The sequence below is a fragment of the Pseudomonas sp. GD04015 genome, assembly GCF_029837675.1.
In the GTDB taxonomy this organism is placed as follows: Bacteria; Pseudomonadota; Gammaproteobacteria; order Pseudomonadales; family Pseudomonadaceae; genus Aquipseudomonas; species Aquipseudomonas paralcaligenes.
In genome coordinates, this window is record NZ_JAOEEE010000020.1 from 58,006 (window position 1) to 82,916 (window position 24,911).

Sequence of the window (24,911 nt, forward strand, 5' to 3'; positions counted from 1 at the left end):
GGCCTGGGCTGGCGACGGTTCAATGGCGAAATGCCATTTAGGTGCTTCGAGGTAGTCGCCAGGGTCGGTTTTCCGTCATTCATTTGGTGACGAGACGACTCTTTCCCGGCCCTGATTCATTGATGGGGCGAAGAGATTTTATTTGCCCATGTGGTCAGATTTCATCGCCCGAAGATTGCCGGGGCGGGCGGCGGATAGTAGGGTGGCTGCCCCGGCCGAACCGGCCGCCATGTGTTTGGATGTACCGTGAAACCCGTATCCAGGGCCTTTCTGATGCTGGCGCTGGTGCTGGCGGCGATCAATCTGCGCCCCGGCATCACGTCCTTCGCTCCGCTGATCGAACGTATCGCCGAGGAACTCGCGCTGAGCCGCGGCCTGATCAGCCTGACCACCGCCCTGCCGGTGCTGTGCATGGGCCTGCTGGCCCCGCTGGCGCCGCGTCTGGCCGTGCGCTTCGGCCTGGAGCGCACCATCACCTGCTGCCTGGGGCTGATCATGCTGGCCCTGCTGCTGCGCTTCGGCGGCCACTTCAGCCCGCTGCTGATCGGCAGCGCCGTGCTGCTCGGCGCCGGCATTGCCGTGGCCGGGCCGCTGCTGTCCGGCTTCATCAAGCGGCATTTCCGCGACCACGTCGGCCAGGTGGTCGGCTGGTATTCCTTCAGCATGGCGATCGGCGGAGCCGGGGGCGCGGTGCTGACGGTGCCGCTGACCCAGGGCCTGGGCGACGACTGGAGCCTGGGGCTGGCGGCGTGGTTCCTGCCCGCGATGCTCGCCGGGCTGCTCTGGCTGCGCCTGCCGAACCGCGCCGAGGACGCGGTGGCCGGCGATGGCCAGGGGCTGCCCTGGCGCGAGCCGCGGGCGTGGCTGGTGACCGGCTTCTTCGCCATCCAGGCCGGCTTCTTCTACACCATGGCGACCTGGCTGGTGGCGCGCTACCACGAGGCGGGCCTGAGCCTGCTCTACAGCAACGGCCTGTTCAGCCTGTTCATGCTGGTCGGCCTGCCCAGCTCGTGGCTGATGCCGTGGCTGGCCCAGCGCTTCGATATCCGCCAGCCGCTGCTGGTGGCCTGCGGCGTGACGCTGACCCTGTGCCTGAGCATGATCACCTTCCAGCCGACCCTGCTGCCGGAGGTGTGGGCGGTGCTGATGGGCTTCGCCCTCAGCGGCTCCTTCGCCCTGTCGCTGGTGCTGCCGCTGTACGAGGTGCACACGCCGCTGGCGGTCAGTCGCTGGACGGCGATGATGCTCTGCGCCGGCTACTGCATGGCCTGCCTGGCGCCGATCCTCGCCGGCTTGGGCCGCGACCTGGCGGGCAACTACCAGGCGCCCTTCATGGTGCTGGCCGGCCTGGGCGTGCTGATGACGCTGATCGCCTGGGCCCTGCGCACGCCGCGCCAGGCCCCCGCTGAACAAGATCGGGCAAGGCTTCGGTAGGGTGCGCCATGCGCACCGAGAAGCGGCGGCGCCGGCCCATGAGGTGCGCGGGGCGCACCCTGCGTGCGCTGCCGCAGGTTTTCGTTGCGGAGGGGGACTGGTTCCTTTGCAGCGACCATGCCCTGTGTTAGAAGGCAGCCTGCACTTTCTGGAGTACCCGCGTGGAGTCCGAATCCATCGTCTATGGCTGCATCCGCGACTGGCCGTCCGGCGACCGCGAGCAGCGCCAGCTGCGCCGCGCCACCAACCGCCGGGTGCTGGAGCAGTTGCCCCGGGACGAGGCCTGGCCGTTCCTCGGCAGCGAGATGTTCTCCTTCTGCGGGAGCCAGGGCGAGGGCCTGTACCAGACCCAGGTGATCCACTTCGGCGCCAGCTACCAGGCCATCGAGTACGAGTGGAGCCTGTGGGTCAAGGAGTTCGAGGCGCTGCTCAAGCGCCTGTACTGGGCCAGCGCCGTGGTGCACCTGGAGACCGAGCTGAACGGCGTGCACACCTTCCGCTGGGAGTCCGAGAGCGGCTTCCACAGCCCGCAGGAAGATGATCTGCGGGTACGCTGCGTATGGGAACGCGAGGGCAGCCTGCGCGGATAATCCGCCGGCTTCGGGGAGAGGCGATGCTCAACTACGTCTGGTTCTTTCTGGCCGCACTGTTCGAGATCGGCGGCTGCTACGCGTTCTGGATGTGGCTCCGCCTGGGCAAGAGCGCATGGTGGATCGCCCCCGGCCTGCTCAGCCTGACGGTGTTCGCGTTGCTGCTGACGCGGGTCGAGGCGGCTTATGCCGGGCGGGCCTACGCCGCCTATGGCGGTGTCTACATCGTGGCGTCGCTGCTCTGGCTGGGGGTGATCGAGCGCACCCGGCCGATGCTCTCGGACTGGGTGGGCGCGCTACTGTGCCTGATCGGCGCGGGCATCATCCTGTTCGGTCCGCGCTTCGCCAGTCATTGATTCTCCAGCCACTCCTTCGGCACTTCCTCGCGCAGGGCCAGCTGGCACTGCTGGCTGTCCGGGTCGAAGACGATCACTGCCTGGCCCTTTTCCAGGGCGTGTCGCGCCCGCTCGATGCGGGTTTGCAGCGGCGTGTCGTCGCCGTTGTCGGTGCCCTCGCGGGTGACGAAGTCTTCCAGCAGGCGGGTGAGGGTGTCGGCTTCGAGCATCTGGTGGGGGATCAGCATGGCGGCTCCTGGTCGGCGGCGAGCAATCCTATTCGGTTGCGTGCGCCTGCGCGAGCAGGTAGCGGTCGAGCGTGGCGTAGAGCTGCTGGCAGTCCAGCGGCTTGCCGAGGAAATCGTCCATGCCCGCGGCCAGGCCACGGGCGCGGTGTTCTTCGAGGATGTGCGCGGTGAGCGCGATGACGGGTACGGCCGGCAGGTTCTGGTCGGCTTCCAGGGCGCGGATCTGCCGGGTAGCCTCGAAGCCGTCCAGTTCGGGCATCTCGCAGTCCATCAGCACCAGCTGGATGGCGCCGGGGGCGCGGCGGTATTCGTCCACGGCGCTCCGTCCGTTGTTGACCATGCGCACCGAGTAGCCACGCTTGTGCAGGAAGCCCTGCACCACCATCTGGTTGACCCGGTTGTCCTCGGCCACCAGGATGCAGGGCGCCGTGCCGGCGCGTTTGTCCAGCGCCGACGGCGGCGAGGCGTTCTCCCGCCGTCGCTCGCTGTAGAGTTCCGCGAGGATGGCGCGCAGGCCGGTGACCGACAGTGGCAGGGCCAGGTGCAACAGGCGCAGGCCATGGCTCTCCGGCAGTTGCTGGTGGGGTTCCGGCGGGCTCAGCAGCAGCACCCGCTGGCCCCGTTCGAGATTGGGCCGCAGGCTCTCCAGCCAGTGAGTGCTGGCGCCCGGCCAGGGCGTCATGAACACCAGCAGGGGCGGGGCTGAGAAGTCCTCGAGGTAGCCCTGCAGGCGCTCCGGGTCCTGGCAGCGCTGGGTGCGCATGCCCCAGCGGCCCAGCAGGTGGCTCAGGCAATCGAGACCCTGGCTGTCCATCGAGCAGATCAGCGCCGTGCGGCTTTCCAGCAGCGCGGTCAGTTCGTCCCGGGGGACGACACCGTCGCTCAGCGGGATGTCGAAGGCGAAACGCGACCCCTGGCCGGGCGTGCTCTGCACCTCGATGCGCCCGCCCATCATTTCCACCAGTTCCTTGCTGATGGCGAGCCCCAGGCCGCTGCCGCCGTAGCGGCGGGTGGTGCTCGAGTCGCCCTGGGCGAATGACTTGAACAGCTGGGTCAGGGAGTCGTCGCGGATGCCGATCCCGCTGTCGCTCACGGCGAATACCAGGTGCAGCCGGCCCTGGCTGTCGCCGCGGCGGCTGACGGTCAGCGCCACGTGGCCTTCCTGGGTGAACTTGAGGGCGTTGCCGAGCAGGTTCATCAGCACCTGCTTGAGCCGCGTCGGGTCGCCGTGCATCCGGCGTGGCACGCCGCCCTGCAGGCTGACGTAGAGGCGCAGGCGCTTCTCCAGCGCCTGGGCGGTGAACAGCGCCAGGGTCTCCGAGACCAGTTGTTCCAGGTCGAAGTCGATGTCTTCCAGGTTCAGCTTGCCGGACTCGATGCGCGCGTAGTCGAGGATGTCGTTGATCACCGCCATCAGCGAGCTGCCGGAGCTGGCGATGGTGTCCACGTAGAAGCGCTGGCCGCGGTCCAGGGAGGTTTCGCGCAGCAGCTGCAGCATGCCCAGCACACCGTTCAGCGGCGTGCGGATCTCGTGGCTCATCTTGGCCAGGAAGCGGCTCTTGGCCTGGTTCTCGTACTCGGCCTGTTCGGCGGCCTGGCGCGAGTGGAAGCCTTCCTCCTTGAGCAGGTTGATGCGGTCGGCCAGGCCGATGGAGAGGCTGAGCAGCTCGATGGCCACGCCGATCTTGACCACCGCCGAGCCGTAGATGCCGAAGAAGTCGATGCCCAGCGAGCCGCCGGTGACCAGCATGAAGGCGATCAGCAGGACGCTCCAGGCCAGCACGTAGTAGGAGCCGTGGCGCACGCCGCTGCGCCAGGTGTAGACGCCGGTGAGCAGGAGGATCAGCGATACGCCGAGCACCGCCACGCTGGCCAGGATGTTCCAGGCGGCCAGGCCGATCAGCGGCACCGAGGCCAGGCAGCCGAACACGGCCAGCATCAGCAGGCGCAGGGCCTGGTCCAGCCGGGGGAAGTGCTGCGGGACGTGGAGGAAGTGGCGGCTGAACTGGATCGCGGTGAGGCAGTGGACGAACATCAGCACGTAGATGCTGACCGACTGCATGCCCACGCTGGTGGGCAGCAGCTTGAACAGCATGCCGTCGAACGCGGCGGCGAACAGGCCGACGTTGACGTTGTAGACCAGGTACCAGAAGTAGGCCCGCTCGCGCAGCGAGATGAACAGGAACAGGTTGTAGATGAACATGGCGAACAGCACGCCGTAGAAGGCGCCGTTGATGCCCATCAGGTTTTCCTGGGCCGCCGCGCTGGCGCCGTAGGTGCTGAAGAACAGCGGGACGAAGATCGTGCTGGTGCTCTGCACCCGCAGCAACAGGGTGTTGCTGCCGTGCGGCAGCTCGACGGGGAACCAGAAGTGGCGCACCTGCACCGGGCGCTGGGAGAAGGCGAAGCTGTCGCCGCTCTGCTGGTGGTGGAGGCGGCCGTCGCCGTCCTGCAGGTAGACGTCGATGCGGTCGAGCAGGGCGTAGTTGACTTCCAGGTAGCCGGCGAGCGGATGCGGCCGGCTGTTGACCATGCGCACCTTGAACCACCACACCGAGTCATTCTTGCCCATGTTGGCGTGATCGCCCTGGACCCGCTCGAAGGCGCTGTCCGGCAGGCGCTGCACGGTCTCGGCGTCGAGCAGCCCCTGCGGGTCGCGGTGGTAGCCCATGAAGGGGGTCAGCGACAGGCGCAGCTCGTCACGGTCCAGTGGCGCGGGGGAAAGCGCCCACAGCGGCCCGCTCAGGCAGAGCAGCAGCACAGCCAGACACACGCGAGGCATCCGCCAACCTCATGCTTCTTATTGGTATTGCCAGCACTTTGCCTAGTTGCCGGCCAGGCTTCAAGAGAGGGTTGCAGAGCCTGGAGCGGCCCTGCGAAGAAGCTTAGTCGGAAGCGTCGCCGCGTGCGCCGAGGACGCTTTCCACGGTCGGCACCTGGGTGTCGCTGGCCATCTGCGCGTCGTGCTCGATCTGATGGCTGAAGCGTTCCAGGGAGTGCTCGCGGGCCGGCTGGGCGTCGCTGGCGAACACCGGCGGGCTGAGCAGGTAGGCGCCGATCAGGCGGGAGAGGGCGGCCAGGCTGTCGATATGGGTGCGCTCGTAGCCGTGGGTGGCGTCGCAACCGAAGGCCAGCAGGGCGACGCGGATGTCGTGGCCGGCGGTCACCGCCGACTGGGCGTCGCTGTGGTAGTAGCGGAACAGGTCGCGGCGCACCGGGATGTCGCCCTCGCCGGCCAGGCGCAGCAGGTGGCGGGACAGGTGGTAGTCGTAGGGGCCGCCCGAGTCCTGCAGGGCGACGCTGACCGCGTGCTCGCTGGACTGCTGGCCGGGCGCCACCGGGGCGATGTCGATGCCGACGAATTCGCTGACGTCCCAGGGCAGCGCCGCCGCCGCGCCGGAGCCGACCTCCTCGGTGATGGTGAACAGCGGGTGGCAGTCGATCTGCGGTTCCAGCCCGCTTTCGACGACCGCCTTGAGCGCGGCCAGCAGCGCCGCCACGCCGGCCTTGTCGTCCAGGTGGCGGGCACTGATGTGGCCGCTCTCGGTGAACTCCGGGAGCGGATCGAAGGCGACGAAGTCGCCCACCGACACCCCCAGCGCCTCGCATTCGGCGCGGCTGTAGCAGGGCGCGTCGAGGCGCAGCTCGATGTGCTCCCAGCTCACCGGCAGGCTGTCGACCTGGGTGTTGAAGGCGTGCCCGGAGGCCATCAGCGGCAGCACGCTGCCGCGCAGCACGCCGTTGTCGGTGAACAGGCTGACCCGGCTGCCCTCGGCGAAGCGGCTGGACCAGCAGCCCACCGGGGCCAGGGCCGGGCGTCCGCTGTCCTTGATCTCGCGGACGATGGCGCCGATGGTGTCCAGGTGCGCCGACACCGCCCGGTCCGGGCTCGACTGGCGGCCCTTGAGGGTGGCGCGGATGGTGCCGCGGCGGGTCAGCTCGAAGGGGATGCCGAGTTCTTCCAGGCGCTCGGCCACGTAGCGCACCACGGTATCGGTGAAGCCGGTGGGGCTGGGGATGGCCAGCAGTTCCAGCAGCACCTGGCGCAGGTAGGCGAGGTCGGGTTCGGGCAGTTGATGCATAGGCAGGAGCCTCCTCATGGAACCTGAATAGCGTCTCAGGGGTGTTGGCGGCTGAGGGGGAACAACAGATCGACGAAGCGCTCGGCAGTCGGCTGCGGCTCGTGGTTGGCCAGCCCGACGCGCTCGTTGGCCTCGATGATCACGTAGTCCTCGGCGTCCGCCGCCTTGACCAGCAGGTCCAGGCCCACCACCGGGATTTCCAGCGCGCGCGCCGCCTGGGTGGCCGCCTTGCGCAGGGTCGGGTGGAGGCGGGCGGTGACGTCTTCCAGGGTGCCGCCGGTGTGCAGGTTGGCGGTCTTGCGCACCACCAGGCGGGTGCCGCTGGGCAGCACGCTGGAGTAGTCGTAGCCGGCGTCGTGCAGGGTGCGCTGGGTTTCCGCATCCAGCGGGATGCGGCTCTCGCCGCCGGTGGCCGCCTGGCGTCGGCGGCTCTGCGCCTCGATCAGCGCGCCGATGGTGTGCACGCCGTCGCCGATCACCTCCGCCGGATGGCGGATGGCCGCGGCCACCACCTGGAAGCCGATCACCACGATGCGCAGGTCGTGGCCTTCGTGGTAGCTCTCCAGCAGCACGCGCTGGTCGAAGCGGCGGGCATGCTCGATGGCCTGCCGCACCGCGCTCTCGGTGCGCAGGTCGACGGCCACGCCCTGGCCCTGTTCGCCGTTGACCGGTTTCACCACCACGCGGCCGTGCTCGGCCAGGAACGCGGCGTTCTCCTCGGCGCTGCCGGCCAGGCGCTGCTGCGGCTGCTTCAGGCCGGCGCGGGCGAGGGCGCGGTGGGTGAGGTGCTTATCCTGGCAGAGGGTCATGCTGACCGCGCTGGTCAGGTCCGACAGCGACTCCCGGCAGCGCACACGGCGGCCGCCCTGGCTGAGGGTGAACAGGCCGCTCTCGGCGTCGTCCACCCGCACTTCGATGCCGCGCCGGCGGGCCTCGTCGACGATGATGCGGGCGTAGGGGTTCAGCTCCGCCTCCGGCCCCGGGCCGAGGAACAGGGACTGGTTGATGCCGTTGCGGCGCTTGACCGCGAAGGTCGGCAGCTCGCGGAAGCCGAGCTTGGCGTAGAGCGACTTGGCGCCCAGGTTGTCGTGCAGCACGGACAGGTCGAGGTGGTTCAGCCCGCGGCCCATGAAGTGCTCGACCAGGTGCCGCACCAGGGCTTCGCCCACGCCCGGGCGCTGGCAGCTGGCCCCCACGGCCAGGCACCAGAGGCTGCTGCCGTTCTCGGGGTCGGCGAAGGTCTTGCAATGGTCCAGCCCCATCACGGCGCCGATCACCCGACCATCGGCGTCGTCCGCGGCCAGCCAGTAGCTGGGGCCGCCCTCGTCGCGCGGGGTGAGGTGGTCGGCATCGACCGGCAGCATGCCGCGTTGCAGGTAGAGACCGTTGACCGCCTCCCAGTCCTGCTCGTTCTGCACCCGACGGATCTGGAAGCCGCGGAAGCTGGCGCGGGCCGGGCGGTAGTCGGTGAACCGCAGGCGCAGGGTGTCGGACGGGTCGAGGAACAGCTGCTGCGGCGCCTGGGCCAGCACCTGGTGGGGTGCGGCCACGTAGAGCGCGATGTCGCGCTCGCCCGGGCGCTCCTCGAGCAGGTCGGCGGCCAGGGTCTCCGCGTCCGGGTAGGTGTGGCCGATCAGCAGGCGGCCCCAGCCGCAGTGCACGCTTTGCGGCGAGGTCTGCTCGATGCCGTCCTTCGCCAGGTGCGCCTGCAGGCGCTGGTAGGAGGGCGGTTGGCCGCGTTGCAGGCGTTGGTTGTAGGCAGATGCACGCATGGGGGAACTCCTTGTTCGAACTACAGGCCCTGTTCGCTGAGCCACAGATTGAGGGTGGCCAGCTGCCAGAGCTTGGAGCCGCGCAGTGGGGTGAGCTGGCCAGCGGGGTCGCTGAGCAGGCGGTCGAGCATGGCTGGCTCGAACAGGCCCCGGTCCTGGCTGGGGTCGAGCAGCAGTTCCTGGACCCAGCCCAGGGTCGCGCCCTGCAGGTGTTTCAGGCCGGGCACCGGGAAGTAGCCCTTGGGCCGGTCGATCACCTCATGTGGGATGACCCGGCGCCCCGCCTCCTTGAGCACGTGCTTGCCGCCGTCCGGCAGCTTGAAGCGCGCGGGGATGCGCGCCGACAGTTCCACCAGGCGGTAGTCGAGGAACGGCGTCCGCGCCTCCAGGCCCCAGGCCATGGTCATGTTGTCGACCCGCTTCACCGGGTCGTCGACCAGCATCACCGTGGCGTCCAGGCGCAGGGCCTTGTCCACCGCCGCGTCGGCGCCGGGCATGGCGAAGTGGTCGCGGAGGAACTCGCCGGCCCAGTCCGCGCCGTGCCAGGCGGGGCGCAGGGTGGCCAGGGTCTCGTCGCGGGAGCGGTCGAAGAAGGCGGCGCGGTAGGCGGCCACCGGATCCTCGGCGCCGTCCACCAGCGGATACCAGTGGTAGCCGGCGAACAGCTCGTCGGCGCCCTGGCCGCACTGCACCACGGTGCAGTGGCGGGACACCTCGCGGCCGAGCAGGTAGAAGGCGATGCAGTCGTGGCTGACCATCGGCTCGCTCATGGCGCGGAAGGCGGCCGGCAGCTCGGCCAGGATCTCCGCCTCGGCGATGCGCAGCTGGTGGTGGCGGGTGCCGTAGTAGCGGGCGATCAGGTCGGAGTAGTGGAACTCGTCTCCACGTTCGCCGCCGGCATCCTCGAAACCGATGGAGAAGGTCGCCAGGTCCTTGACTCCGGCCTCGTGCAGCAGGCCCACCAGCAGGCTGGAGTCGAGCCCGCCGGAGAGCAGCACGCCGACGTCCAGCGCCGCGCGCTGGCGCACCTGCACGGCCTGGCGCAGGCCGTCGAGGACGCGCTCGGTCCAGTCTTCCAGCTGCAGCCCGGCCTCGTCGGCGCGCGGGCCGAAGTCCAGTTGCCACCAGCGGCGCTGCTCGCGGCGGCCGTCGCGCTCGATGCGCAGCCAGGTGGCCGGCGGCAGTTTCTTCACCCCGGCCAGCAGGGTGTGCGGCGCCGGCACCACGGCGTGGAAGTTGAGGTAGTGGTCGATGGCGACCGGGTCCAGCGCGCCGTCGATGTCGCCGCCCTGCAGCAGGGCCGGCAGGGTGGAGGCGAAGCGCAGGCGGGTGCCGTCGTCGCTCAGGTAGAGCGGCTTGACGCCCAGGCGGTCGCGGGCCAGGAACAGGCGCTCGCTGTCGCGCTCCCAGATGGCGAAGGCGAACATGCCATTTAGTTTGGGCAACAGCGCTTCGCCCCAGGCGTGATAGCCCTTGAGCAGCACCTCGGTGTCGCCGTCGGAGTGGAACTGGTAGCCCAGGGCGCGCAGCTCGTCGCGCAGTTCCGGGTAGTTGTAGATGGCGCCGTTGAACACCATCGCCAGGCCGAGCTGCTGGTCGACCATCGGCTGGCCGGAGGCCGGCGCCAGGTCCATGACCTTCAGTCGGCGATGGCCCAGGCCCAGCGGACCGCTGCTATGGAAGCCGCAGGCGTCGGGGCCGCGAGGAGCCAGGTGATGGGTGATTCGGGCGAGAGCGGCCAGGTCGGCCGGTTGGTGGTCGAAACGTAATTCTCCAGCTATTCCGCACATGATTCCTTACCGGTTTTGCCGTTGGGGATACCACCCGTCTTTATGCAGGCAGTAAGGGTCGGACCGGTATCTTTGCGGATCGTTTAGATCAATTGGTTATATGCGGAACTTTCGTTTTCCGGCCGTGCGACTCGTTCAGGAGCGGCCGCAGGCGCGGTTGGCGGGCACGGCGATGTCCATCAGGTGCGGGTTCGGCAGGCGCAGGCCGGCCATCAGCGCCGCGTAGGCCTCGGCGTCCGCCACCTGCAGGCGCGGGTTGTGGGTGCGCTCCTCGGCGATGCTCGAACGCGTCCAGCCGCGGTAGTCGTGGCCGGGGCACACCTCAGTGTCGTCCGCCAGGGCCAGCAGGCGCTGCAGGCTGGCCCACTGGGCGCGGGCGTCGCCGTTCTGGAAATCGGTACGGCCGGTGCCGCGGATCAGCAGGGTGTCGCCGGTGAACACCCGCGCCGGTCGGCCCTCGGCGGCGGGCAGCAGGAAGCAGTAGGAGTCGGCGGTATGCCCGGGCGTGTGCCAGGCGATCAGATCGCGCCTGCCGAAGCGCAGGCGCTCGCCGTCGGCGAAGGTGAAGCTGGCGCAGGCGCTGCCGCTCTCGGCGCCGAATCCGCTGCGGCAGCCGGTGGCCTCGCGCAGGTCGCCGAGGGCGGTGATGTGGTCGGCGTGGGTATGGGTGTCGAGGGCCAGCACCAGTCGCAGGCCGAGTTCGTCGAACAGGCGCAGGTAGCCGTCGAGCTGTTCCTTCACCGGGTCGATCAGCACGGCTTCGCCGGCGTCGGCGAGCAGGTAGGTGTAGGTCGAGCTTTCACTATCGAAGAGTTGGCGCAGCAGCATGATGCAATCTCCTCAGAGCAGTTTCTGGACGGCCACCGACAGGCTGGTGACTACCAGCAGCGCGGCGAACAGGCGTTGCAGGGTTGGTCCGCCGAGGCGCTGGGCCAGGCGGTTGCCGGCCAGCACGCCGAGCGCGCCGCCGCACGCCAGGGCGCCGAGCAGCAGCGCCGGGGGCTGGGCCCGGCTCAGGTAGAGCAGGAAGCCGCCACCGGACACCACGGCAACTACTGCCAGCGACGTGGCGGTGGCGGCCAGCACCGACAGCGGTGTGAACCAGAGCAGCGCCGGCACCACCAGGAAGCCGCCGCCGACACCCATCAGCCCCGACAGCACGCCGACGCCGAGGCCGATGGCGAGCAGCGGCAGGCGCCGCAGCGGGCCCTCGCCGGAGCGCGGCCGTTCGGCGCCGCGCCACAGGCGCCAGGCGGACCACAGCACCAGCGCACAGAAGCCGGCGATCAGCAGGCCTTCCGCCACCCAGCGGCCGAGCCACTGGCCCAGCGCGTTGCCGGGCAGGCCGCTGGAGGCGAGCAGCAGCACCGGCGGCCAGGCCACCAGGCCCTGGCGCAGGCGCGGCACGCTGCCGACCAGGGCGGTGAGCGCCACTGCGCCGAGGCTGACGCCGACCGCGTCGCGCAGCGGCAGGTGCAGGCTGAGCAGCAGCGGCAGGGCCACCAGCGAGCCGCCGGCGCCGGTCAGCCCGAGCAGCAGGCCGAGCAGCGTGCCGATGGCCAGCGCTTCCAGAGACATCAGCGGTTCCAGGGCATGCGCGCGAGCAGCAGGGCCAGGCCGCAGGTGCCGCTGAGGCCGGCGAAGGTCAGGCCGGCGCCGACGAAGCCGCTCAGCAGGTACCAGCCGGGATTCAGCCAGGTGCCGAGGATCACCCCGAGCAGCACCAGGCTGCCGGCGGCGATCTGCACCTGGCGCTGCAGCTCCAGGCCGCCGCCGCTGCCTTCGCCGGGCAGACCGCAGGCCAGGCAGGCTTCGGTGCCGCCCTCGACCACCTGCACGCCCGGCAGCAGGGCGCTCAGCCGTTCGGCGGCCTGGCGCGCGCGCTGGCCCTTCTGGCAGATCAGGTAGAGCTCGTCGCCGGCGCCCAGGCCTTCGCCGCGCAGGCGTGCGGCCAGGTGGCCGGGGTCGAGGCTGTCGAGTGGTTCGTTGCGTGCTCCGGCGATGTGCCCGGCGCGGTATTCCGCCGGGCTGCGCACGTCGACCAGGAAGCAGGTGCGCCCCTGGCGGTGCAGCTCGGCGAAGCGCGGGGCGTCGATCAGGCGGATGTCTTCGTTCATGTCAGGTACTCCCCAGGGGTATGCATCAGGTGTACTTGGTGAAGATCGCGCGCACCCGCGCCAGGGTCTCGGCGTCGTCGCGCTCGGGGTCGAGCACGGTTTCTTCGAGCAGGCAGGCGAGCATCTCCTGGTAGGCCTTGTCGAGCGCCTTGCGGGCCGCCGAGAACTGCTGGGCGATGGCTTCGCAGGGCTCGCCGCGGCGGATCATGGCCTGGATGCCGCGTACCTGCCCCTCGACCCGGGCCAGGCGCTTGAGCATGGCGTCCTGGCGTTCCGGCGTCGGGCCGCTCATCGCACCACCTCCGCGGCCGGGCGGCGCAGGCTGAAGGCGCCGCGCAGCTCGCCGGCGGCGAAGCCGCGCGCCTGGTCACCCGGGTAGGCGCTGTCGAGCAGGGCCACCACTTCCGGCGCCAGCGCCTTGCCGTGGCAGGCCAGGCAGGGCTCGGCGGTGGCGATCGCCTGCATGTAGCGGAATTCGCCGTCCACCGTCTGCGCCCGGCTCATCCGTGCCAGGGGCTCGCCCTGCCTGGCGCGGTGGGCGAAGTCCTCCAGCACTTCGCGCTCCCAGGCGTCCGGCGCGTTGGCCGAGTTGCGCACGCGCAGGGCGGTGCGGCCCACCGTCCACGGCATGCGGCCGTTCTCGGCGGCGATGCGCGGGGCCTGCAATTGGCAGGTACGGATGGCCTCCTGCGGTCCGCCCTGGCGCATGGCCGTCTGCACGGTGTCGAGCAGCTGCTGGCGGAACGGCGGAATCAGCGCCGCGGCCTCGTGAGCCTGCAGCATGTCGTCGAGGGGCGGTTCGGCGTGGGCCAGCAGCGGCAGCAGGGCCAGCCAGGGCGTGATGCGCATGTCGGGTACTCCTGGGGGTATTTGTATACCCTGGGGAGTATAGGGAGCGACTCGATGAATTGTCAGCTGCGACGGGTTGCCGCGTGGTGGGGTGTGACCGGCAGTAGCCCGGATGCAATCCGGGCATCGGACGACGATGAAACGCCCCGAATTGCGTTCGAACTACGGCGTCCCTAGCGCCCGCGCACCAGCCGGCGCAGGGCGAAGCGGTTGGGGTGGCAGGCCTCGGCCACGGCGCGGGGCAGCGGCAGTGGCTCGCCGTCGAGCCAGGCGGCCAGCAGCTCGCCGGACAGCGGCGCGCTGATCAGCCCGCGCGAGCCGTGGCCGCTGTTGACGTAGAGGCCGTCCAGCCAAGGGCAGGGCGTTTCCGGCACCTGGCGGGCGTCCTTGGCGAGTACCGCGTAGGTTTCGGCGAAGGCTTGCGCATCGGCCAGCGGGCCGACGATGGGCAGGTAGTCCGGGCTGGTACAGCGGAACGCGGCGCGGCCTTCGAGCAGCGCCGGGTCGAGCCGGTCGGCCTGCAGGCGCTCGGCCAGGTCGGCGGAGATTTCCCGCAGCAGGTCGAGGTTGCCGGCGTGCTCGGCGGCGGTGGGCGCGGTGTCCTGGCTGTGGAAGTCGAAGCTGGCGCCCAACGTATGTTCGCCGCCTCGCGCCGGCGCCACGTAGCCCTCGGCGCACAGCACGCAGCCGAGCGCGGCGCTGGCGGCGGTCTGCGGCAGGCGGCTGATCTGCCCGCGGATGCGTTTCAGCGGCAGTTCGACGAAACGCTGCACCTCGGCGGCGCCGGCCAGCACCGCCACCGGCGCCTCGGCCAGCACCCGTTCGCCGTCCAGGGCCTGCCACTGTCCGTCGACCCGGCGCAGCCCGAGCGCCTCGCTGTGGGTGAGCAGGCGGATGGCGGGATGGTCGGCGAGCAGGCGGCACAGGGCCGGCGGGTGCACCCAGCCGGCCTCGGGGTAGAACAGGCCGCCGGCCGGCAGGCCGACGCCGGCGATGGCTTCGGCTTGCGCGCGGTCCACCGCCCGCAGCAGGTCGTCGGGGAAGGCGCCGGCCAGCCCGGCCTGGCGCTCGGCTTCCTTGGCGTCGAAGGCCAGCTGCAGCACGCCGCAGGCCGACCAGTCCTTTGGCTGCAGGCGCTGCAGTAGGCGGCGGGTGTGGCCGAAGCCGGCGACCACCAGTTGCGACAGCGCGGTGCCGTGAGCGGAGAGCTTGAGGTAGAGCACCCCTTGAGGATTGCCGGAGGCTTCCCGGGCGACCTCGCCGTGGCGCTCCAGCAGGGTCACCTGCCAGCCGCGCGCGGCCAGACTGGCGGCCGTGGCGCAACCGGCGATGCCGGCGCCGATCACCAGGGCCCGGCGCGCTGGCGGCGGGGCGGGGCGGGCGTACCAGGGCTTGGCCTCGTCCCGCAGCGGACCCTGGTAGCGGCCGCTGAGCATCTCGCGCTTGCGACCGTAGCCGGGCACCCGCTGCATGGCGAAGCCGGCGGCGATCAGGCCGCGTCGCACGAAGCCGGCGCTGGTGAAGGTGGCGAGGCTGGCGTCGGCGGCGGACAGGCGCGCGAGCTGGGCGAACAGTTCGTCCGTCCACATCTGCGGGTTCTTCGCCGGGGCGAAGCCGTCGAGGAACCAGGCGTCGACCCTGGCGTCCAGCTGCGGCAGCTGTTCCAGCACGTCGCCGATCAGCAGGGTCAGCACCACCCGGCCGCCGGCCAGCAGCAGGCGCTGGAAGCCCGGGTGGATTGCCACGTACTGCTCCAGCAACTGGCCGGACCAGGGCGCCAGTTCCGGCCACAGGGCCAGGGCGCGGGCCAGGTCGTCCGGCGCCAGCGGGTACTTCTCGACGCTGACGAAATGCAGCCGGGCACCGGCCGGCGCCAGCTGGTCGAACAACTGCCAGGCGCAGAGGAAGTTCATGCCCGTGCCGAAGCCGGTCTCGCCGATCACCAGGCGCTCGTCGGCCGGCAGCGCCGCGAAGCGCGCGGGCAGGTCGTTGCAGGCGAGGAACACGTGGCGGGTCTCGCCCAGCCCGTCGTCGCGGGAGAAGTACACGTCGCCGAACTGGCGCGACAGCGGCTGGCCTTGTTCGTCCCAGTCGAGCTGGGCGTTGGGAGAGTCGGACATCGGGGCACCCGGGAAAGAGGTGCGGCATTGTAGCGGCATGCCCAAATCCGTGGTCATCCGCTAGGCTGGGCAGATCGACGCACGGAGGTGAGCATGTTCGAATCCGCCGAACTGGGGCACAAGATCGACGAGGACGATTACAAGAAGGAGGTGCCCGCGCTGCGCGAGGCGCTGCTGGAGGCGCAGTTCGAGCTGCAGCAGCAGAAACGCTTCCCGGTGATCATCCTGATCAACGGCATTGAGGGCGCGGGCAAGGGCGAGACGGTCAAGCTGCTCAACGAGTGGATGGACCCGCGCCTGATCCAGGTCAGCACCTTCGACGTGCAGACCGAGGAGGAGCTGGCGCGGCCGCCGGCCTGGCGCTTCTGGCGCCAGCTGCCGCCCAAGGGGCGGATCGGCATCTTCTTCGGCAACTGGTACAGCCAGATGATCCAGGGCCGGGTGCACGGCCACTTCAAGGACGCGGTGCTGGACCAGGCCATCGACGGCGCCCTGGCGCTGGAGCAGATGCTCTGCGACGAGGGCGCGCTGATCTTCAAGTTCTGGTTCCACCTGTCCAAGAAGCAGATGAAGAAGCGCCTCGAGGAGCTGCACGGCGACCCCCAGCGCGCCTGGCAGATCAGCCCGCTGGACTGGCAACAGTCGAAGACCTACGACAAGTTCGTGCGCCACGGCGAACGGGTGCTGCGCCGCAGCAGCCGCGATTTCGCGCCCTGGTACGTGGTGGAGGGCGGCGACGAGCACTACCGCAACCTGACGGTGGGGCGGATTCTCCTCGATGGCCTGCAGTCAGCGCTGAAGAGTGAGGTGCGGGTCGTCTCCCATCCGCACCTGGCGCCGATGGTGGCCAACCTGGACCACCGTGGCCTGCTGGACAGCCTGGACCTGTCCCAGCAACTGGACAAGAACGCCTACAAGGAGATGCTCGAGGCCGAGCAGGCGCGCCTGGCCGTGCTGATGCGCGACAAGCGCATGCGCCGCCATGCCCTGGTGGCGGTGTTCGAGGGCAACGACGCGGCTGGCAAGGGCGGCGCCATCCGTCGCGTGGCGGCGGCGCTGGACCCGCGCCAGTACCGCATCGTGCCCATCGCCGCGCCCACCGAGGAGGAGCGTGCCCAGCCGTACCTCTGGCGCTTCTGGCGGCACATTCCGGCGCGCGGCAAGTTCACCGTGTTCGACCGGTCCTGGTACGGGCGGGTGCTGGTGGAGCGGGTCGAGGGCTTCTGCGAGCCCGCCGACTGGCTGCGCGCCTATGGCGAGATCAACGACTTCGAGGAGCAGCTGACCAACGCCGGCGTGGTGCTGGTGAAGTTCTGGCTGGCCATCGACGAGGAGGAGCAGTTCCGTCGTTTCAAGGAACGCGAGCAGATCGCCTTCAAGCGCTTCAAGATCACCGACGAGGATTGGCGCAACCGCGAGAAGTGGGGCGAGTACCGCGACGCGGTGGGCGACATGGTCGACCGCACCAGCACCTCGATCGCGCCCTGGACGCTGGTTGAGGCCAACGACAAGCGCTTCGCCCGGGTCAAGGTGCTGCGCACGATCAACGACGCTCTGGAGCGGGCGTTCGCCAGGGAGTGAACTGCGGGTGGATCAGCCGACGCGGGTTTCGAGGATGTCGTCGGCCTGTTTCATCCGCTGCACGTAGGAGTCGATGCCGTGCTCGGCATCGATGCGGGTGAAGAAGGGGCCTTCCAGGGTGCCTTCGCGGGTGGCGAAGAAGTACTGACCGTTGACCGCGCTGATCCGCTCGCTCCGGTAGTGGGTACCGGGCGCGGGGTCTATCCGACGTTGTCCGTACATGGCGAGACCTCCTGTAGGCAGGGTGTGCTGTTTTCAGTGTAGGTGGCCGCTTCCGGGCGAGCGGAGCGCGCGACAAGTGGTCATTTTCTAGCCACTCGCGAGCATGCTGCGGCACAGTTGCTTCCTGTCCGAGAGGTCAACTGTGGCTGTGAGGCGGTGGCGTGGAGGCCTACAATGGCCGACCTTCCGCCCCCTTCTTTCGAGGCCGTCATGCACGTTTCCTCGGGCCGCTGGCTCCATGGCCTGCTGCTCGCCCTCACCACCTCGGTGCTCTGGGGCATTCTGCCGATCAAGCTCAAGGAAGTTCTGCAGGTGACGGACCCGGTCACCGTCACCTGGTATCGCCTGCTGGTGTCCGGCGCGCTGCTGCTGGTCTGGCTGTCCGCCAAGCGGCGTCTGCCGCGCTTCGCCCCGCTCGGCCGGCGCGGCCACGGTCTGCTGGCGCTGGCCATCCTCGGCCTGACCGGCAACTACGTGCTTTACCTGATCGGCCTGAACATGCTCAGCCCCGGCACCACCCAGCTGGTGATCCAGATGGCGCCGATCCTGTTCCTGGTGGCCAGCCTCGTCGTCTTCCGCGAATCCTTCAGCCTCGCCCAGGGCATCGGCATGGCCGTCCTGCTGCTCGGCTTCGGCCTGTTCTTCAACCAGCGCCTGGATGAGCTGCTGAGCTCGCTGACCGCCTATACCACCGGGGTGCTGGTGATCCTCCTGGCCTCGTTCGTCTGGGTGTTCTACGGCCTGGCGCAGAAGCAGTTGCTGACCCAGTGGAGTTCGCCGCAGATCATGATGGTGATCTACCTGGCCTGCGCGCTGCTGCTGACGCCCTGGGCCCATCCGCTGCAGGTGCTCCAGCTCAGCCCGCTGCAGGGCTGGCTGCTGCTGGCCTGCTGCCTGAACACCCTGGTGGCCTACGGCGCCTTCGCCGAGGCGCTGGCGCACTGGGAGGCTTCGCGGGTCAGCGCGACCCTGTCGATCACGCCGCTGGTGACCTTCGTCGCCGTGGCCCTGTCCGCCCTGTGGTGGCCGGACCATGTGCAGCCGGAGCAGATCAACCTGCTCGGCTACGGCGGTGCGCTGCTGGTGGTGCTGGGCTCGGCGCTGACCGCGCTGGGCCCCTCGCTGCTGGCCGGCTGGCGCGCCCGCCAGGCGCGCCTCGCCGCGCTCAGGCCCTGACGCCCAGGCGCTCGGCCTTGCGCAGCCAGCCCTGGCGCTGCTCCTCGGAGGAGGGGCGCACCGGGGCGAACTCGGCCAGGCGGCGGGTCCTGATGCCGCAGAAGCCGAGGATGGTGCGCACCATCTGCCGATGCGCCGGCGCGCCGTAGATCCAGCGGAAGTACCAGGGCGGCGTGTCCAGGGTCACCAGCAGGTCGGCGGTGCGCCCGGTCAGCAGCTTGTCCCACAGCTGCGAGCGGTTGCGGTACTTGAAGGCGAAGCCGGGCAGGAAGGTGCGGTCGAAGAAGCCCTTGAGCAGCGCCGGCACGCCGCCCCACCAGACCGGGTAGACAAACACCAGGTGTTCGGCCCAGTGGATCTGCCGCTGGGCCTCCAGCAGGTCCGGCTCCAGCGCCTGGTTCTGCCCGTAGCCTTCGCGCAGGATGGGGTCGAACTGCAAGTCGCCGAGCCTGAGCTGGTGCACGATGTGGCCCTCGCCACGGGCACCCTGGGCGTAGGCCTCGGCGAGGGCCTGGCACAGGCTGTCGTGCTTGGGCGTGCCGAGGATCAGCAGGATGCGCTTGCCGTCGCCTTCCAGCGGGGTGGCGCCGCTCTTCGCTTCTTCAGCCATGTTGTCCGGACTCCAGCATGTTCTCCGGACGCACCCAGGCATCGAACTGCTCGTTGCTCAGGTAGCCCAGCCGGAGGGCCGCCTCGCGCAGGCTGAGGCCCTCGGCGTAGGCCTTCTTGGCGATCTCCGCGGCCTTGTCGTAGCCGATGTGCGGGTTCAGCGCGGTGACCAGCATCAGGCCGCGCTCCAGGTGCTCGGCCATCTGCCGGGCGTCCGGCTCCATCCCGGCCACGCAGTGGCGGGCGAAGTTGCGGCAGCCGTCGGCCAGCAGCCGCGTCGACTGCAACAGGTTGTGGATGATCACCGGCTTGAACACGTTGAGCTGCAGGTGGCCCTGGCTGGCGGCGAAGGCGATGGTGGCGTCGTTGCCCAGCACCTGGCAGGCGAGCATGGATAGCGCCTCGCACTGGGTCGGGTTGACCTTGCCGGGCATGATCGAGCTGCCCGGCTCGTTGGCGGGCAGCTTCACCTCGGCGAAGCCGGCGCGCGGGCCGGAGCCGAGCAGGCGCAGGTCGTTGGCGATCTTCATCAGCGCCACCGCCAGGGTCTTCAGGGCGCCGGACAGGGCGGTCAGCGGCTCGTGGCCGGCGAGGGCAGCGAACTTGTTGGGCGCCGAGACGAAGGGCAGGCCGGCGAGGGCGGCCAGTTCGGCGGCGATGGCTTCGGCGAAGCCCTTCGGCGCGTTCAGGCCGGTGCCGACGGCGGTGCCGCCCTGGGCCAGTTCGCAGACCGCCGGCAGGGTGGCGCGGATGGCCTTGTCGGCGTAATCGAGCTGGGCGACGAAGGCCGACAGCTCCTGGCCGAAGGTCACCGGGGTGGCGTCCATCAGGTGGGTGCGGCCGGTCTTCACCAGCCGCATGTGGCGCTGCGACTGCTCGGCCAGCGCGCCGGACAGCTCGGCGAGGGCGGGCAGCAGCTCCTGCTGCACGGCCTGCGCGGCGGCGATGTGCATGGCGGTGGGGAAGCTGTCGTTGGAGCTCTGGGCGCGGTTGACGTGGTCGTTCGGGTGCACCGGGTTCTTGCCGCCGCGGCCCTGGCCGGCCAGCTCGTTGGCGCGGCCGGCGATCACTTCGTTGACGTTCATGTTGGTCTGGGTGCCGCTGCCGGTCTGCCAGACCACCAGCGGGAACTGGTCGTCGTGCTCGCCGGCCAGCACCTCGTCGGCGGCCTGCTCGATCAGGCGGGCGATGTCCGGTGGCAGTTCGCCGATGCGGTTGTTGACCCGCGCGGCGGCCTTCTTGACCAGTGCCAGGGCGTGCACCACGGCCAGCGGCATGCGCTGCTCGCCGATGGCGAAGTTGATCAGCGAGCGCTGGGTCTGGGCGCCCCAGTAGGCGTCGTCGGGCACGTCGATGGCCCCGATGCTGTCGGTTTCGATACGGCTCATACACTGTCTCCGGAAGGTTTCCGGCAGTTTAGGCCGTGCGCGGCAGGGTGGGTTCCCCGGTGCGCTTGAGCGGCGCCGGCGGTGCGCGCAGAATGGGCCCCCGTTTTTGCCGAGGAAACCGTCATGCCCCGCCTGCGCGTCCTTCTTTCCTGCCTGCTGCTGGCCGCCAGCGGATCGCTGCTGGCCGAGCCGCAGGCCAGCCACGTGGCCGAGGCCAAGCGTTTCATCGAAATGAGCCGCGCCGACAGGCTCGCCGTGCCGGCCCACATGCAGGTGCGCCAGATGTTCGCCCAGCGCTTCGCCCAGGCCGGCGGCGGCGAGGCCAACAAGGCCGTGCTGGAGCGCTACCAGGCCCAGGCCGATGCCGCCATCGAGCGCGCGGTGGGGCCGCAGAAGCTGGAGGCGGAACTGGTCAGCCTGTACACCGACGCCTTCACCGAGGCCGAGCTGAAGGAGCTGCTGGCCTTCTACCAGACACCGGTCGGCCGCAAGGTGCTGGAACAGATGCCCCAACTGATGGCCCATGCCGCTCAGTTGACCCAGGAGCGCCTGCAGAAGGCGGTGCCGGAAGTGGACAAGCTGCTCGGCCAGATGACCGCCGAACTGCAGCCCGCCAAGCAGTGAAGGAGCCGGACATGAGCATGCGCGACGCCATTCACCAGGCCCTGGCCGGCCTGCAGCCCGAGCACCTGGACGTGCTGGACGAGAGCCACATGCACAGCCGCGGGCAGGAGACCCACTACAAGGCGGTGATCGTCAGCGAGGCCTTCGCCGGCCTCAACTCGGTCAAGCGCCACCAGAAGGTCTACGCCACCCTCGGCGAGCTGATGGGCCGCTTCCACGCCCTGGCCCTGCATACCTACACCCCAGAGGAGTGGGCGCAGCAGGGCATGGCGCCGGACTCGCCGACCTGCCGTGGCGGCAGCAAGCACGATCACTGAGAGGCGTGCCTTGTGGGAGCGGCCTTGGCCGCGAAATGGTGGTCAAGACCTTCGCGGCCAAGGCCGCTCCCACCAAGACCGCTTCCACTCTCTCTCCATTGATCCGGGCCGGCTGCAGAGCCATGTCCGCCTGGGTTAGAATCGCCTCTGCGCCGGCTCCAGCCGGCGCTTCCATTTTCATCCCCGGTCCGCCCTTTGCGAGGGCGACCACTGGAGAGCGTCCATGACCGACAAGATCGTCGTGGCGGCGTTGTACAAGTTCGTCTCCCTGCCGGACTACCAAGCGCTGCGCGAACCCCTGCTGAACACCATGCTCGAACACGGCGTGAAGGGCACCCTGCTGCTCGCCGAGGAAGGCATCAACGGCACCGTTTCCGCGACCCGCCAGGGCATCGATGGCCTGCTCGCCTGGCTGCGCCGCGACGCGCGCCTGGCCGACGTGGACCACAAGGAGTCCTACTGCGACGAGCAGCCCTTCTATCGCACCAAGGTCAAGCTGAAGAAGGAGATCGTCACTCTCGGCGTGCCGGGCGTGGACCCCAACCAGCGGGTCGGCACCTACGTCGAGCCCAAGGACTGGAACGCCCTGCTCGACGATCCCGAAGTGCTGCTGATCGACACCCGCAACGACTACGAGGTAGCGATCGGTACCTTCGAAGGCGCCGTCGACCCGAAGACCAAGTCGTTCCGCGAGTTCCCCGAGTACATCAAGGCCCACTACGACCCGGCCAGGCACAAGAAGGTCGCCATGTTCTGCACCGGCGGCATCCGCTGCGAGAAGGCGTCCAGCTACATGCTCGGCGAGGGCTTCGAGGAGGTGTTCCACCTCAAGGGCGGCATCCTCAAGTACCTGGAAGAGGTACCGCAGGAACAGACCAAATGGCGCGGCGACTGCTTCGTCTTCGACAACCGGGTGACCGTGCGCCACGACCTCACCGAGGGCGACTACGACCAGTGCCACGCCTGCCGCAACCCGATCTCGGTCGAGGATCGCCAGAGCGAGCGCTATTCGCCCGGCATCAGCTGCCCGCACTGCTGGGACTCCCTGCCGGAGAAGACCCGCCAGGCCGCCCGCGAGCGCCAGAAGCAGATCGAGATTGCCCAGGCGCGCAACCTGCCGCACCCCATCGGCTACAACTACAAGGCGCTGCAGGAAGGCTGAACCGCTGCCCCAAACGGCCGCTCTGTACGTACACTGCAGCCATGCTCATCTCGTCGCCTGGCGACTAAGGACCGCGTCGTGCGCCCAGCCCGTCTGCTCTATGTGATGGACCCCATGTGCTCCTGGTGCTGGGGCTTCGCGCCGGTGGTGCGGGCCCTTGCCGAGCAGGCCGGCGCGGCCGGCGTGCCGACCCGGCTGGTGCTCGGCGGGCTGCGCCGGGAGCGGGCGGCGCTCGACCCGGCGACGCGGGCGCGCATCCTCGCCCACTGGCAGGCGGTGCATGCCGGCACCGGCCAGCCGTTCGGCTTTGACGACGCGCTGCCGGAAGGCTTCGTCTACGACACCGGGCCGGCCTGCCGCGCCCTGGTCGTCGCCCGCGAGCTGGATGAGGAGAGCACCTGGCCGCTGCTCCAGCTGATCCAGCACGCCTTCTACGTGGAAGGTCGCGACGTCACCCGCGCCCAGGTGCTGGTCGAGCTGGCCGAGCGCGCCGGCATCCCGCGCATCGAGTTCGCCGCGGCCTTCGACAGCCCGGCGATGCTGGCGGCCACCGAGGCCGACTTCACCTGGGTGCAGGACCTGGGCATCGCCGGCTTTCCCACCCTGCTCGCCGAGCGCGCGGGCCAGCTGGCCCTGCTGACCAACGGCTACCAGCCGCTGGACGCCCTGGCGCCGCTGCTGGGACGCTGGCTGGAGCAGGCCGCCCATGCCTGATCGCCTGACCTGGGCGGAGATTCGCCGCCTCGCGATGCGTCATCGCAAGGGCCTGCTGCTGGCCAACCTGATCGCCGTGTTCGCCACCCTGTGCAGCGTGCCGATCCCGCTGCTGCTGCCGCTGCTGGTGGACGAGATCCTGCTGGAGCAGGGCGACGCGGCGCTGCGCTTCATGGACCGCTTCCTCCCCGACGCCTGGGAAAACGCCATCGGCTACATCGGCCTGATGCTGGCGCTGACCCTGCTGCTGCGCCTCGGCGCGCTGGTCAGCAACGTGCTGCAGGCACGGCTGTTCGCGGGCCTGTCCAAGGACGTGATCTACCGCCTGCGCGTGCGCCTGATCGAGCGGCTCAAGCGGATCGCCCTGGGCGAGTACGAGAACCTGGGCGGCGGCACCGTCAGCGCCCACCTGGTGACCGATCTGGACACCCTCGACAAGTTCATTGGCGAGACCCTGAGCAAGGTGCTGGTGGCGTTGCTGACTCTGACTGGGACCGCCGCCGTGCTGATCTGGATGCACTGGCAGCTGGCCCTGCTGATCCTGCTGTTCAACCCGCTGGTGATCTACGCCACGGTGCAGCTGGGCAAGCAAGTCAAGCATCTGAAGAAGCTGGAGAACGACAGCACCTCGCGCTTCACCCAGGCGCTGACCGAGACCCTGGAGGCGATCCAGGAGGTGCGTGCCGGCAACCGCCAGGGCTTCTTCCTCGGCCGTCTCGGCCAGCGTGCCCGCGAGGTGCGTGACTACGCCGTGGCCTCCCAGTGGAAGAGCGACGCGGCCGGGCGCACCAGCGGCCTGCTGTTCCAGTTCGGCATCGACATGTTCCGCGCGGCGGCCATGCTCACTGTGCTGCTGTCGGACCTCACCATCGGCCAGATGCTCGCCGTGTTCAGCTACCTCTGGTTCATGATCGGTCCGGTGGAGCAGTTGCTCAGCCTGCAGTACGCCTACTACGCTGCCGGCGGCGCCCTGGCGCGGATCAACGAACTGCTGGCGCGGGCCGACGAGCCGCAGCACGAAGGTCGCATCGACCCGTTCCGCGGCCGCGAGACGGTCGGCATCGAGGTGCGCGGGCTGACCTTCGCCTACCGCGACGACCCGGTGCTGCAGGGCCTCGACCTGTCCATCGCGCCGGGCGAGAAGGTCGCCCTGGTCGGTGCCAGCGGCGGCGGCAAGAGCACCCTGGTGCAGTTGCTGCTCGGCCTCTACACGGCCCAGGCCGGCACCATCCGCTTCGGCGGCGCCAGCCTCGAGGAAATCGGCCTGGAGCGGGTGCGCGAGAACGTGGCGGTGGTGCTGCAGCATCCGGCGCTGTTCAACGACACGGTGCGTGCCAACCTGTGCATGGGCCGCGACCGTAGCGACGAAGCCTGCTGGCAGGCGCTGGAGATCGCCCAGCTGGCCTCCACCATTCGTGGGTTGCCGGAGGGCCTGGACAGCATGGTCGGTCGCTCCGGCGTGCGCCTGTCCGGCGGCCAGCGCCAGCGCCTGGCCATCGCCCGCATGGTGCTGGCCGAACCCAGGGTGGTGATCCTCGACGAAGCCACCTCGGCCCTGGATGCCGCCACCGAATACGCGCTGCACGAAGCGCTGGGCCGTTTCCTCAACGGCCGCACCACGCTGATCGTGGCGCACCGCCTGAGCGCGGTGAAACAGGCCGACCGGGTGCTGGTGTTCGACGGCGGCAGCATCGCCGAGGACGGCGACCACCAGCAGCTGATCGCCGAAGGCGGGCTGTACGCCAAGCTCTACGGGCATTTGCAGCACTAGCGCAAGAGGT

The 24,911-nt window shown here is 69.6% G+C and carries 24 protein-coding genes; 10 read left to right on the top strand and 14 right to left on the bottom strand.

Annotated elements, in window-relative coordinates; translation table 11 throughout:
* The first annotated feature begins 246 nt into the window (after positions 1-246).
* The 3 genes from N7640_RS16810 to N7640_RS16820 all read left to right on the top strand — a co-directional run bounded on the left by N7640_RS16810 (position 247) and on the right by N7640_RS16820 (position 2,380).
* On the top strand, positions 247-1,434 hold the full coding sequence (locus tag N7640_RS16810) for an MFS transporter (protein WP_279903866.1): 1,188 nt from the start codon (positions 247-249) through the stop codon (positions 1,432-1,434).
* 161 nt (positions 1,435-1,595) lie between these two features.
* The gene (locus N7640_RS16815; protein WP_220812849.1) at positions 1,596-2,024 is read left to right on the top strand and encodes a hypothetical protein; all 429 of its coding nucleotides are present in this window, start codon (positions 1,596-1,598) and stop codon (positions 2,022-2,024) included.
* Between the two features lie 23 nt (positions 2,025-2,047).
* On the top strand, positions 2,048-2,380 hold the full coding sequence (locus N7640_RS16820; RefSeq protein ID WP_279903864.1) for a YnfA family protein: 333 nt from the start codon (positions 2,048-2,050) through the stop codon (positions 2,378-2,380).
* Here the strand turns inward: N7640_RS16820 and N7640_RS16825 are convergent.
* The 11 genes from N7640_RS16825 to mnmC form a co-directional block, all read right to left on the bottom strand.
* The gene (locus N7640_RS16825) at positions 2,374-2,607 is read right to left on the bottom strand and encodes a YheU family protein (protein WP_279903862.1); all 234 of its coding nucleotides are present in this window, start codon (positions 2,605-2,607) and stop codon (positions 2,374-2,376) included. The genes N7640_RS16820 and N7640_RS16825 overlap by 7 nt on opposite strands.
* 28 nt (positions 2,608-2,635) lie before the next feature.
* Entirely contained in the window at positions 2,636-5,389 is a 2,754-nt protein-coding gene (locus N7640_RS16830) for a hybrid sensor histidine kinase/response regulator (RefSeq protein ID WP_279903861.1), read from the bottom strand.
* A gap of 103 nt (positions 5,390-5,492) precedes the next feature.
* On the bottom strand, positions 5,493-6,689 hold the full coding sequence (locus N7640_RS16835; protein WP_220812853.1) for an osmoprotectant NAGGN system M42 family peptidase: 1,197 nt from the start codon (positions 6,687-6,689) through the stop codon (positions 5,493-5,495).
* A gap of 35 nt (positions 6,690-6,724) precedes the next feature.
* Positions 6,725-8,461 carry an N-acetylglutaminylglutamine synthetase gene (gene ngg / locus N7640_RS16840; RefSeq protein WP_279903860.1) on the bottom strand — a complete coding sequence of 579 codons (1,737 nt, stop codon included), beginning with the start codon at positions 8,459-8,461 and terminating at the stop codon, positions 6,725-6,727.
* Between the two features lie 20 nt (positions 8,462-8,481).
* Positions 8,482-10,251, bottom strand: a complete 1,770-nt coding sequence (locus N7640_RS16845) for an N-acetylglutaminylglutamine amidotransferase (protein ID WP_279903858.1) — start codon at positions 10,249-10,251, stop codon at positions 8,482-8,484.
* A 135-nt stretch (positions 10,252-10,386) separates the two neighbouring features.
* Positions 10,387-11,079, bottom strand: a complete 693-nt coding sequence (locus N7640_RS16850) for an MBL fold metallo-hydrolase (protein ID WP_279903857.1) — start codon at positions 11,077-11,079, stop codon at positions 10,387-10,389.
* A 12-nt stretch (positions 11,080-11,091) separates the two neighbouring features.
* Positions 11,092-11,829, bottom strand: coding sequence for a sulfite exporter TauE/SafE family protein (locus tag N7640_RS16855; RefSeq protein ID WP_279903855.1), 738 nt, complete (start codon positions 11,827-11,829; stop codon positions 11,092-11,094).
* On the bottom strand, positions 11,829-12,368 hold the full coding sequence (locus N7640_RS16860; RefSeq protein ID WP_279903854.1) for a rhodanese-like domain-containing protein: 540 nt from the start codon (positions 12,366-12,368) through the stop codon (positions 11,829-11,831). Before N7640_RS16860 ends, N7640_RS16855 begins: the two co-directional genes overlap by 1 nt.
* A 25-nt stretch (positions 12,369-12,393) precedes the next feature.
* On the bottom strand, positions 12,394-12,660 hold the full coding sequence (locus N7640_RS16865) for a metal-sensing transcriptional repressor (protein ID WP_220812859.1): 267 nt from the start codon (positions 12,658-12,660) through the stop codon (positions 12,394-12,396).
* Positions 12,657-13,151 (bottom strand): DUF3365 domain-containing protein, encoded by a 495-nt coding sequence (locus N7640_RS16870; protein WP_279904022.1) that lies wholly within the window; start codon positions 13,149-13,151, stop codon positions 12,657-12,659. The genes N7640_RS16865 and N7640_RS16870 overlap by 4 nt, the downstream gene beginning before the upstream one ends.
* Before the next feature lie 239 nt (positions 13,152-13,390).
* The gene (mnmC, locus tag N7640_RS16875) at positions 13,391-15,337 is read right to left on the bottom strand and encodes a bifunctional tRNA (5-methylaminomethyl-2-thiouridine)(34)-methyltransferase MnmD/FAD-dependent 5-carboxymethylaminomethyl-2-thiouridine(34) oxidoreductase MnmC (protein WP_279903853.1); all 1,947 of its coding nucleotides are present in this window, start codon (positions 15,335-15,337) and stop codon (positions 13,391-13,393) included.
* Positions 15,338-15,430: 93 nt separating this feature from the next.
* On the opposite strand from mnmC, the gene pap reads away from it, so the two are divergent.
* A complete protein-coding gene (gene pap, locus N7640_RS16880; RefSeq protein WP_279903852.1) occupies positions 15,431-16,918 on the top strand; it encodes a polyphosphate:AMP phosphotransferase in 1,488 nt (495 codons plus the stop codon).
* Between the two features lie 12 nt (positions 16,919-16,930).
* Here pap and N7640_RS16885 read toward each other — a convergent pair whose 3' ends face one another.
* Entirely contained in the window at positions 16,931-17,140 is a 210-nt protein-coding gene (locus N7640_RS16885; RefSeq protein ID WP_220812863.1) for a DUF6316 family protein, read from the bottom strand.
* A 210-nt stretch (positions 17,141-17,350) separates the two neighbouring features.
* Between N7640_RS16885 and N7640_RS16890 the strand changes: the two genes are divergently transcribed.
* Complete coding sequence (locus N7640_RS16890; protein ID WP_279903849.1) at positions 17,351-18,316, top strand: DMT family transporter; 966 nt, start codon at positions 17,351-17,353, stop codon at positions 18,314-18,316.
* On the opposite strand, the gene N7640_RS16895 is transcribed toward N7640_RS16890, so the two are convergent.
* Together N7640_RS16895 and N7640_RS16900 are read right to left on the bottom strand one after the other, a co-directional pair.
* Entirely contained in the window at positions 18,306-18,926 is a 621-nt protein-coding gene (locus N7640_RS16895) for an NAD(P)H-dependent oxidoreductase (protein ID WP_279903848.1), read from the bottom strand. The genes N7640_RS16890 and N7640_RS16895 overlap by 11 nt on opposite strands.
* Positions 18,919-20,313: a class II fumarate hydratase gene (locus tag N7640_RS16900; protein ID WP_279903847.1), complete on the bottom strand. Its 1,395-nt coding sequence runs from the start codon at positions 20,311-20,313 to the stop codon at positions 18,919-18,921. The genes N7640_RS16895 and N7640_RS16900 overlap by 8 nt, the downstream gene beginning before the upstream one ends.
* 123 nt (positions 20,314-20,436) lie before the next feature.
* Between N7640_RS16900 and N7640_RS16905 the strand changes: the two genes are divergently transcribed.
* From N7640_RS16905 to N7640_RS16925, 5 genes are all read left to right on the top strand, one after another.
* Positions 20,437-20,937 carry a DUF2059 domain-containing protein gene (locus N7640_RS16905; RefSeq protein ID WP_279903846.1) on the top strand — a complete coding sequence of 167 codons (501 nt, stop codon included), beginning with the start codon at positions 20,437-20,439 and terminating at the stop codon, positions 20,935-20,937.
* A gap of 11 nt (positions 20,938-20,948) precedes the next feature.
* Complete coding sequence (locus tag N7640_RS16910) at positions 20,949-21,254, top strand: BolA family transcriptional regulator (RefSeq protein WP_279903845.1); 306 nt, start codon at positions 20,949-20,951, stop codon at positions 21,252-21,254.
* A 223-nt stretch (positions 21,255-21,477) separates the two neighbouring features.
* Positions 21,478-22,416 carry a rhodanese-related sulfurtransferase gene (locus N7640_RS16915; RefSeq protein WP_279903844.1) on the top strand — a complete coding sequence of 313 codons (939 nt, stop codon included), beginning with the start codon at positions 21,478-21,480 and terminating at the stop codon, positions 22,414-22,416.
* A gap of 105 nt (positions 22,417-22,521) precedes the next feature.
* Positions 22,522-23,130, top strand: coding sequence for a DsbA family protein (locus tag N7640_RS16920; RefSeq protein WP_279904021.1), 609 nt, complete (start codon positions 22,522-22,524; stop codon positions 23,128-23,130).
* Positions 23,123-24,901, top strand: coding sequence for an ABC transporter ATP-binding protein (locus N7640_RS16925; protein ID WP_279903843.1), 1,779 nt, complete (start codon positions 23,123-23,125; stop codon positions 24,899-24,901). Before N7640_RS16920 ends, N7640_RS16925 begins: the two co-directional genes overlap by 8 nt.
* The last annotated feature ends 10 nt before the right edge of the window (positions 24,902-24,911 follow it).

Excerpts from the sequence above, each read along its gene's own strand:
- N7640_RS16845 (WP_279903858.1), bottom strand. The coding sequence starts at position 10,251 with ATGTGCGGAATAGCTGGAGAATTACGTTTCGACCACCAACCGGCCGAC.
- N7640_RS16895 (WP_279903848.1), bottom strand. The coding sequence starts at position 18,926 with ATGGCTGAAGAAGCGAAGAGCGGCGCCACCCCGCTGGAAGGCGACGGC.
- N7640_RS16890 (WP_279903849.1), top strand. The coding sequence starts at position 17,351 with ATGCACGTTTCCTCGGGCCGCTGGCTCCATGGCCTGCTGCTCGCCCTC.
- N7640_RS16830 (WP_279903861.1), bottom strand. The coding sequence starts at position 5,389 with ATGCCTCGCGTGTGTCTGGCTGTGCTGCTGCTCTGCCTGAGCGGGCCG.
- N7640_RS16900 (WP_279903847.1), bottom strand. The coding sequence starts at position 20,313 with ATGAGCCGTATCGAAACCGACAGCATCGGGGCCATCGACGTGCCCGAC.
- ngg (WP_279903860.1), bottom strand. The coding sequence starts at position 8,461 with ATGCGTGCATCTGCCTACAACCAACGCCTGCAACGCGGCCAACCGCCC.
- N7640_RS16850 (WP_279903857.1), bottom strand. The coding sequence starts at position 11,079 with ATGCTGCTGCGCCAACTCTTCGATAGTGAAAGCTCGACCTACACCTAC.
- N7640_RS16865 (WP_220812859.1), bottom strand. The coding sequence starts at position 12,660 with ATGAGCGGCCCGACGCCGGAACGCCAGGACGCCATGCTCAAGCGCCTG.
- N7640_RS16870 (WP_279904022.1), bottom strand. The coding sequence starts at position 13,151 with ATGCTGCAGGCTCACGAGGCCGCGGCGCTGATTCCGCCGTTCCGCCAG.
- N7640_RS16835 (WP_220812853.1), bottom strand. The coding sequence starts at position 6,689 with ATGCATCAACTGCCCGAACCCGACCTCGCCTACCTGCGCCAGGTGCTG.
- N7640_RS16920 (WP_279904021.1), top strand. The coding sequence starts at position 22,522 with ATGGACCCCATGTGCTCCTGGTGCTGGGGCTTCGCGCCGGTGGTGCGG.
- N7640_RS16820 (WP_279903864.1), top strand. The coding sequence starts at position 2,048 with ATGCTCAACTACGTCTGGTTCTTTCTGGCCGCACTGTTCGAGATCGGC.
- N7640_RS16885 (WP_220812863.1), bottom strand. The coding sequence starts at position 17,140 with ATGTACGGACAACGTCGGATAGACCCCGCGCCCGGTACCCACTACCGG.
- pap (WP_279903852.1), top strand. The coding sequence starts at position 15,431 with ATGTTCGAATCCGCCGAACTGGGGCACAAGATCGACGAGGACGATTAC.
- N7640_RS16910 (WP_279903845.1), top strand. The coding sequence starts at position 20,949 with ATGAGCATGCGCGACGCCATTCACCAGGCCCTGGCCGGCCTGCAGCCC.
- N7640_RS16925 (WP_279903843.1), top strand. The coding sequence starts at position 23,123 with ATGCCTGATCGCCTGACCTGGGCGGAGATTCGCCGCCTCGCGATGCGT.
- N7640_RS16855 (WP_279903855.1), bottom strand. The coding sequence starts at position 11,829 with ATGTCTCTGGAAGCGCTGGCCATCGGCACGCTGCTCGGCCTGCTGCTC.
- N7640_RS16915 (WP_279903844.1), top strand. The coding sequence starts at position 21,478 with ATGACCGACAAGATCGTCGTGGCGGCGTTGTACAAGTTCGTCTCCCTG.
- mnmC (WP_279903853.1), bottom strand. The coding sequence starts at position 15,337 with ATGTCCGACTCTCCCAACGCCCAGCTCGACTGGGACGAACAAGGCCAG.
- N7640_RS16860 (WP_279903854.1), bottom strand. The coding sequence starts at position 12,368 with ATGAACGAAGACATCCGCCTGATCGACGCCCCGCGCTTCGCCGAGCTG.
- N7640_RS16905 (WP_279903846.1), top strand. The coding sequence starts at position 20,437 with ATGCCCCGCCTGCGCGTCCTTCTTTCCTGCCTGCTGCTGGCCGCCAGC.
- N7640_RS16825 (WP_279903862.1), bottom strand. The coding sequence starts at position 2,607 with ATGCTGATCCCCCACCAGATGCTCGAAGCCGACACCCTCACCCGCCTG.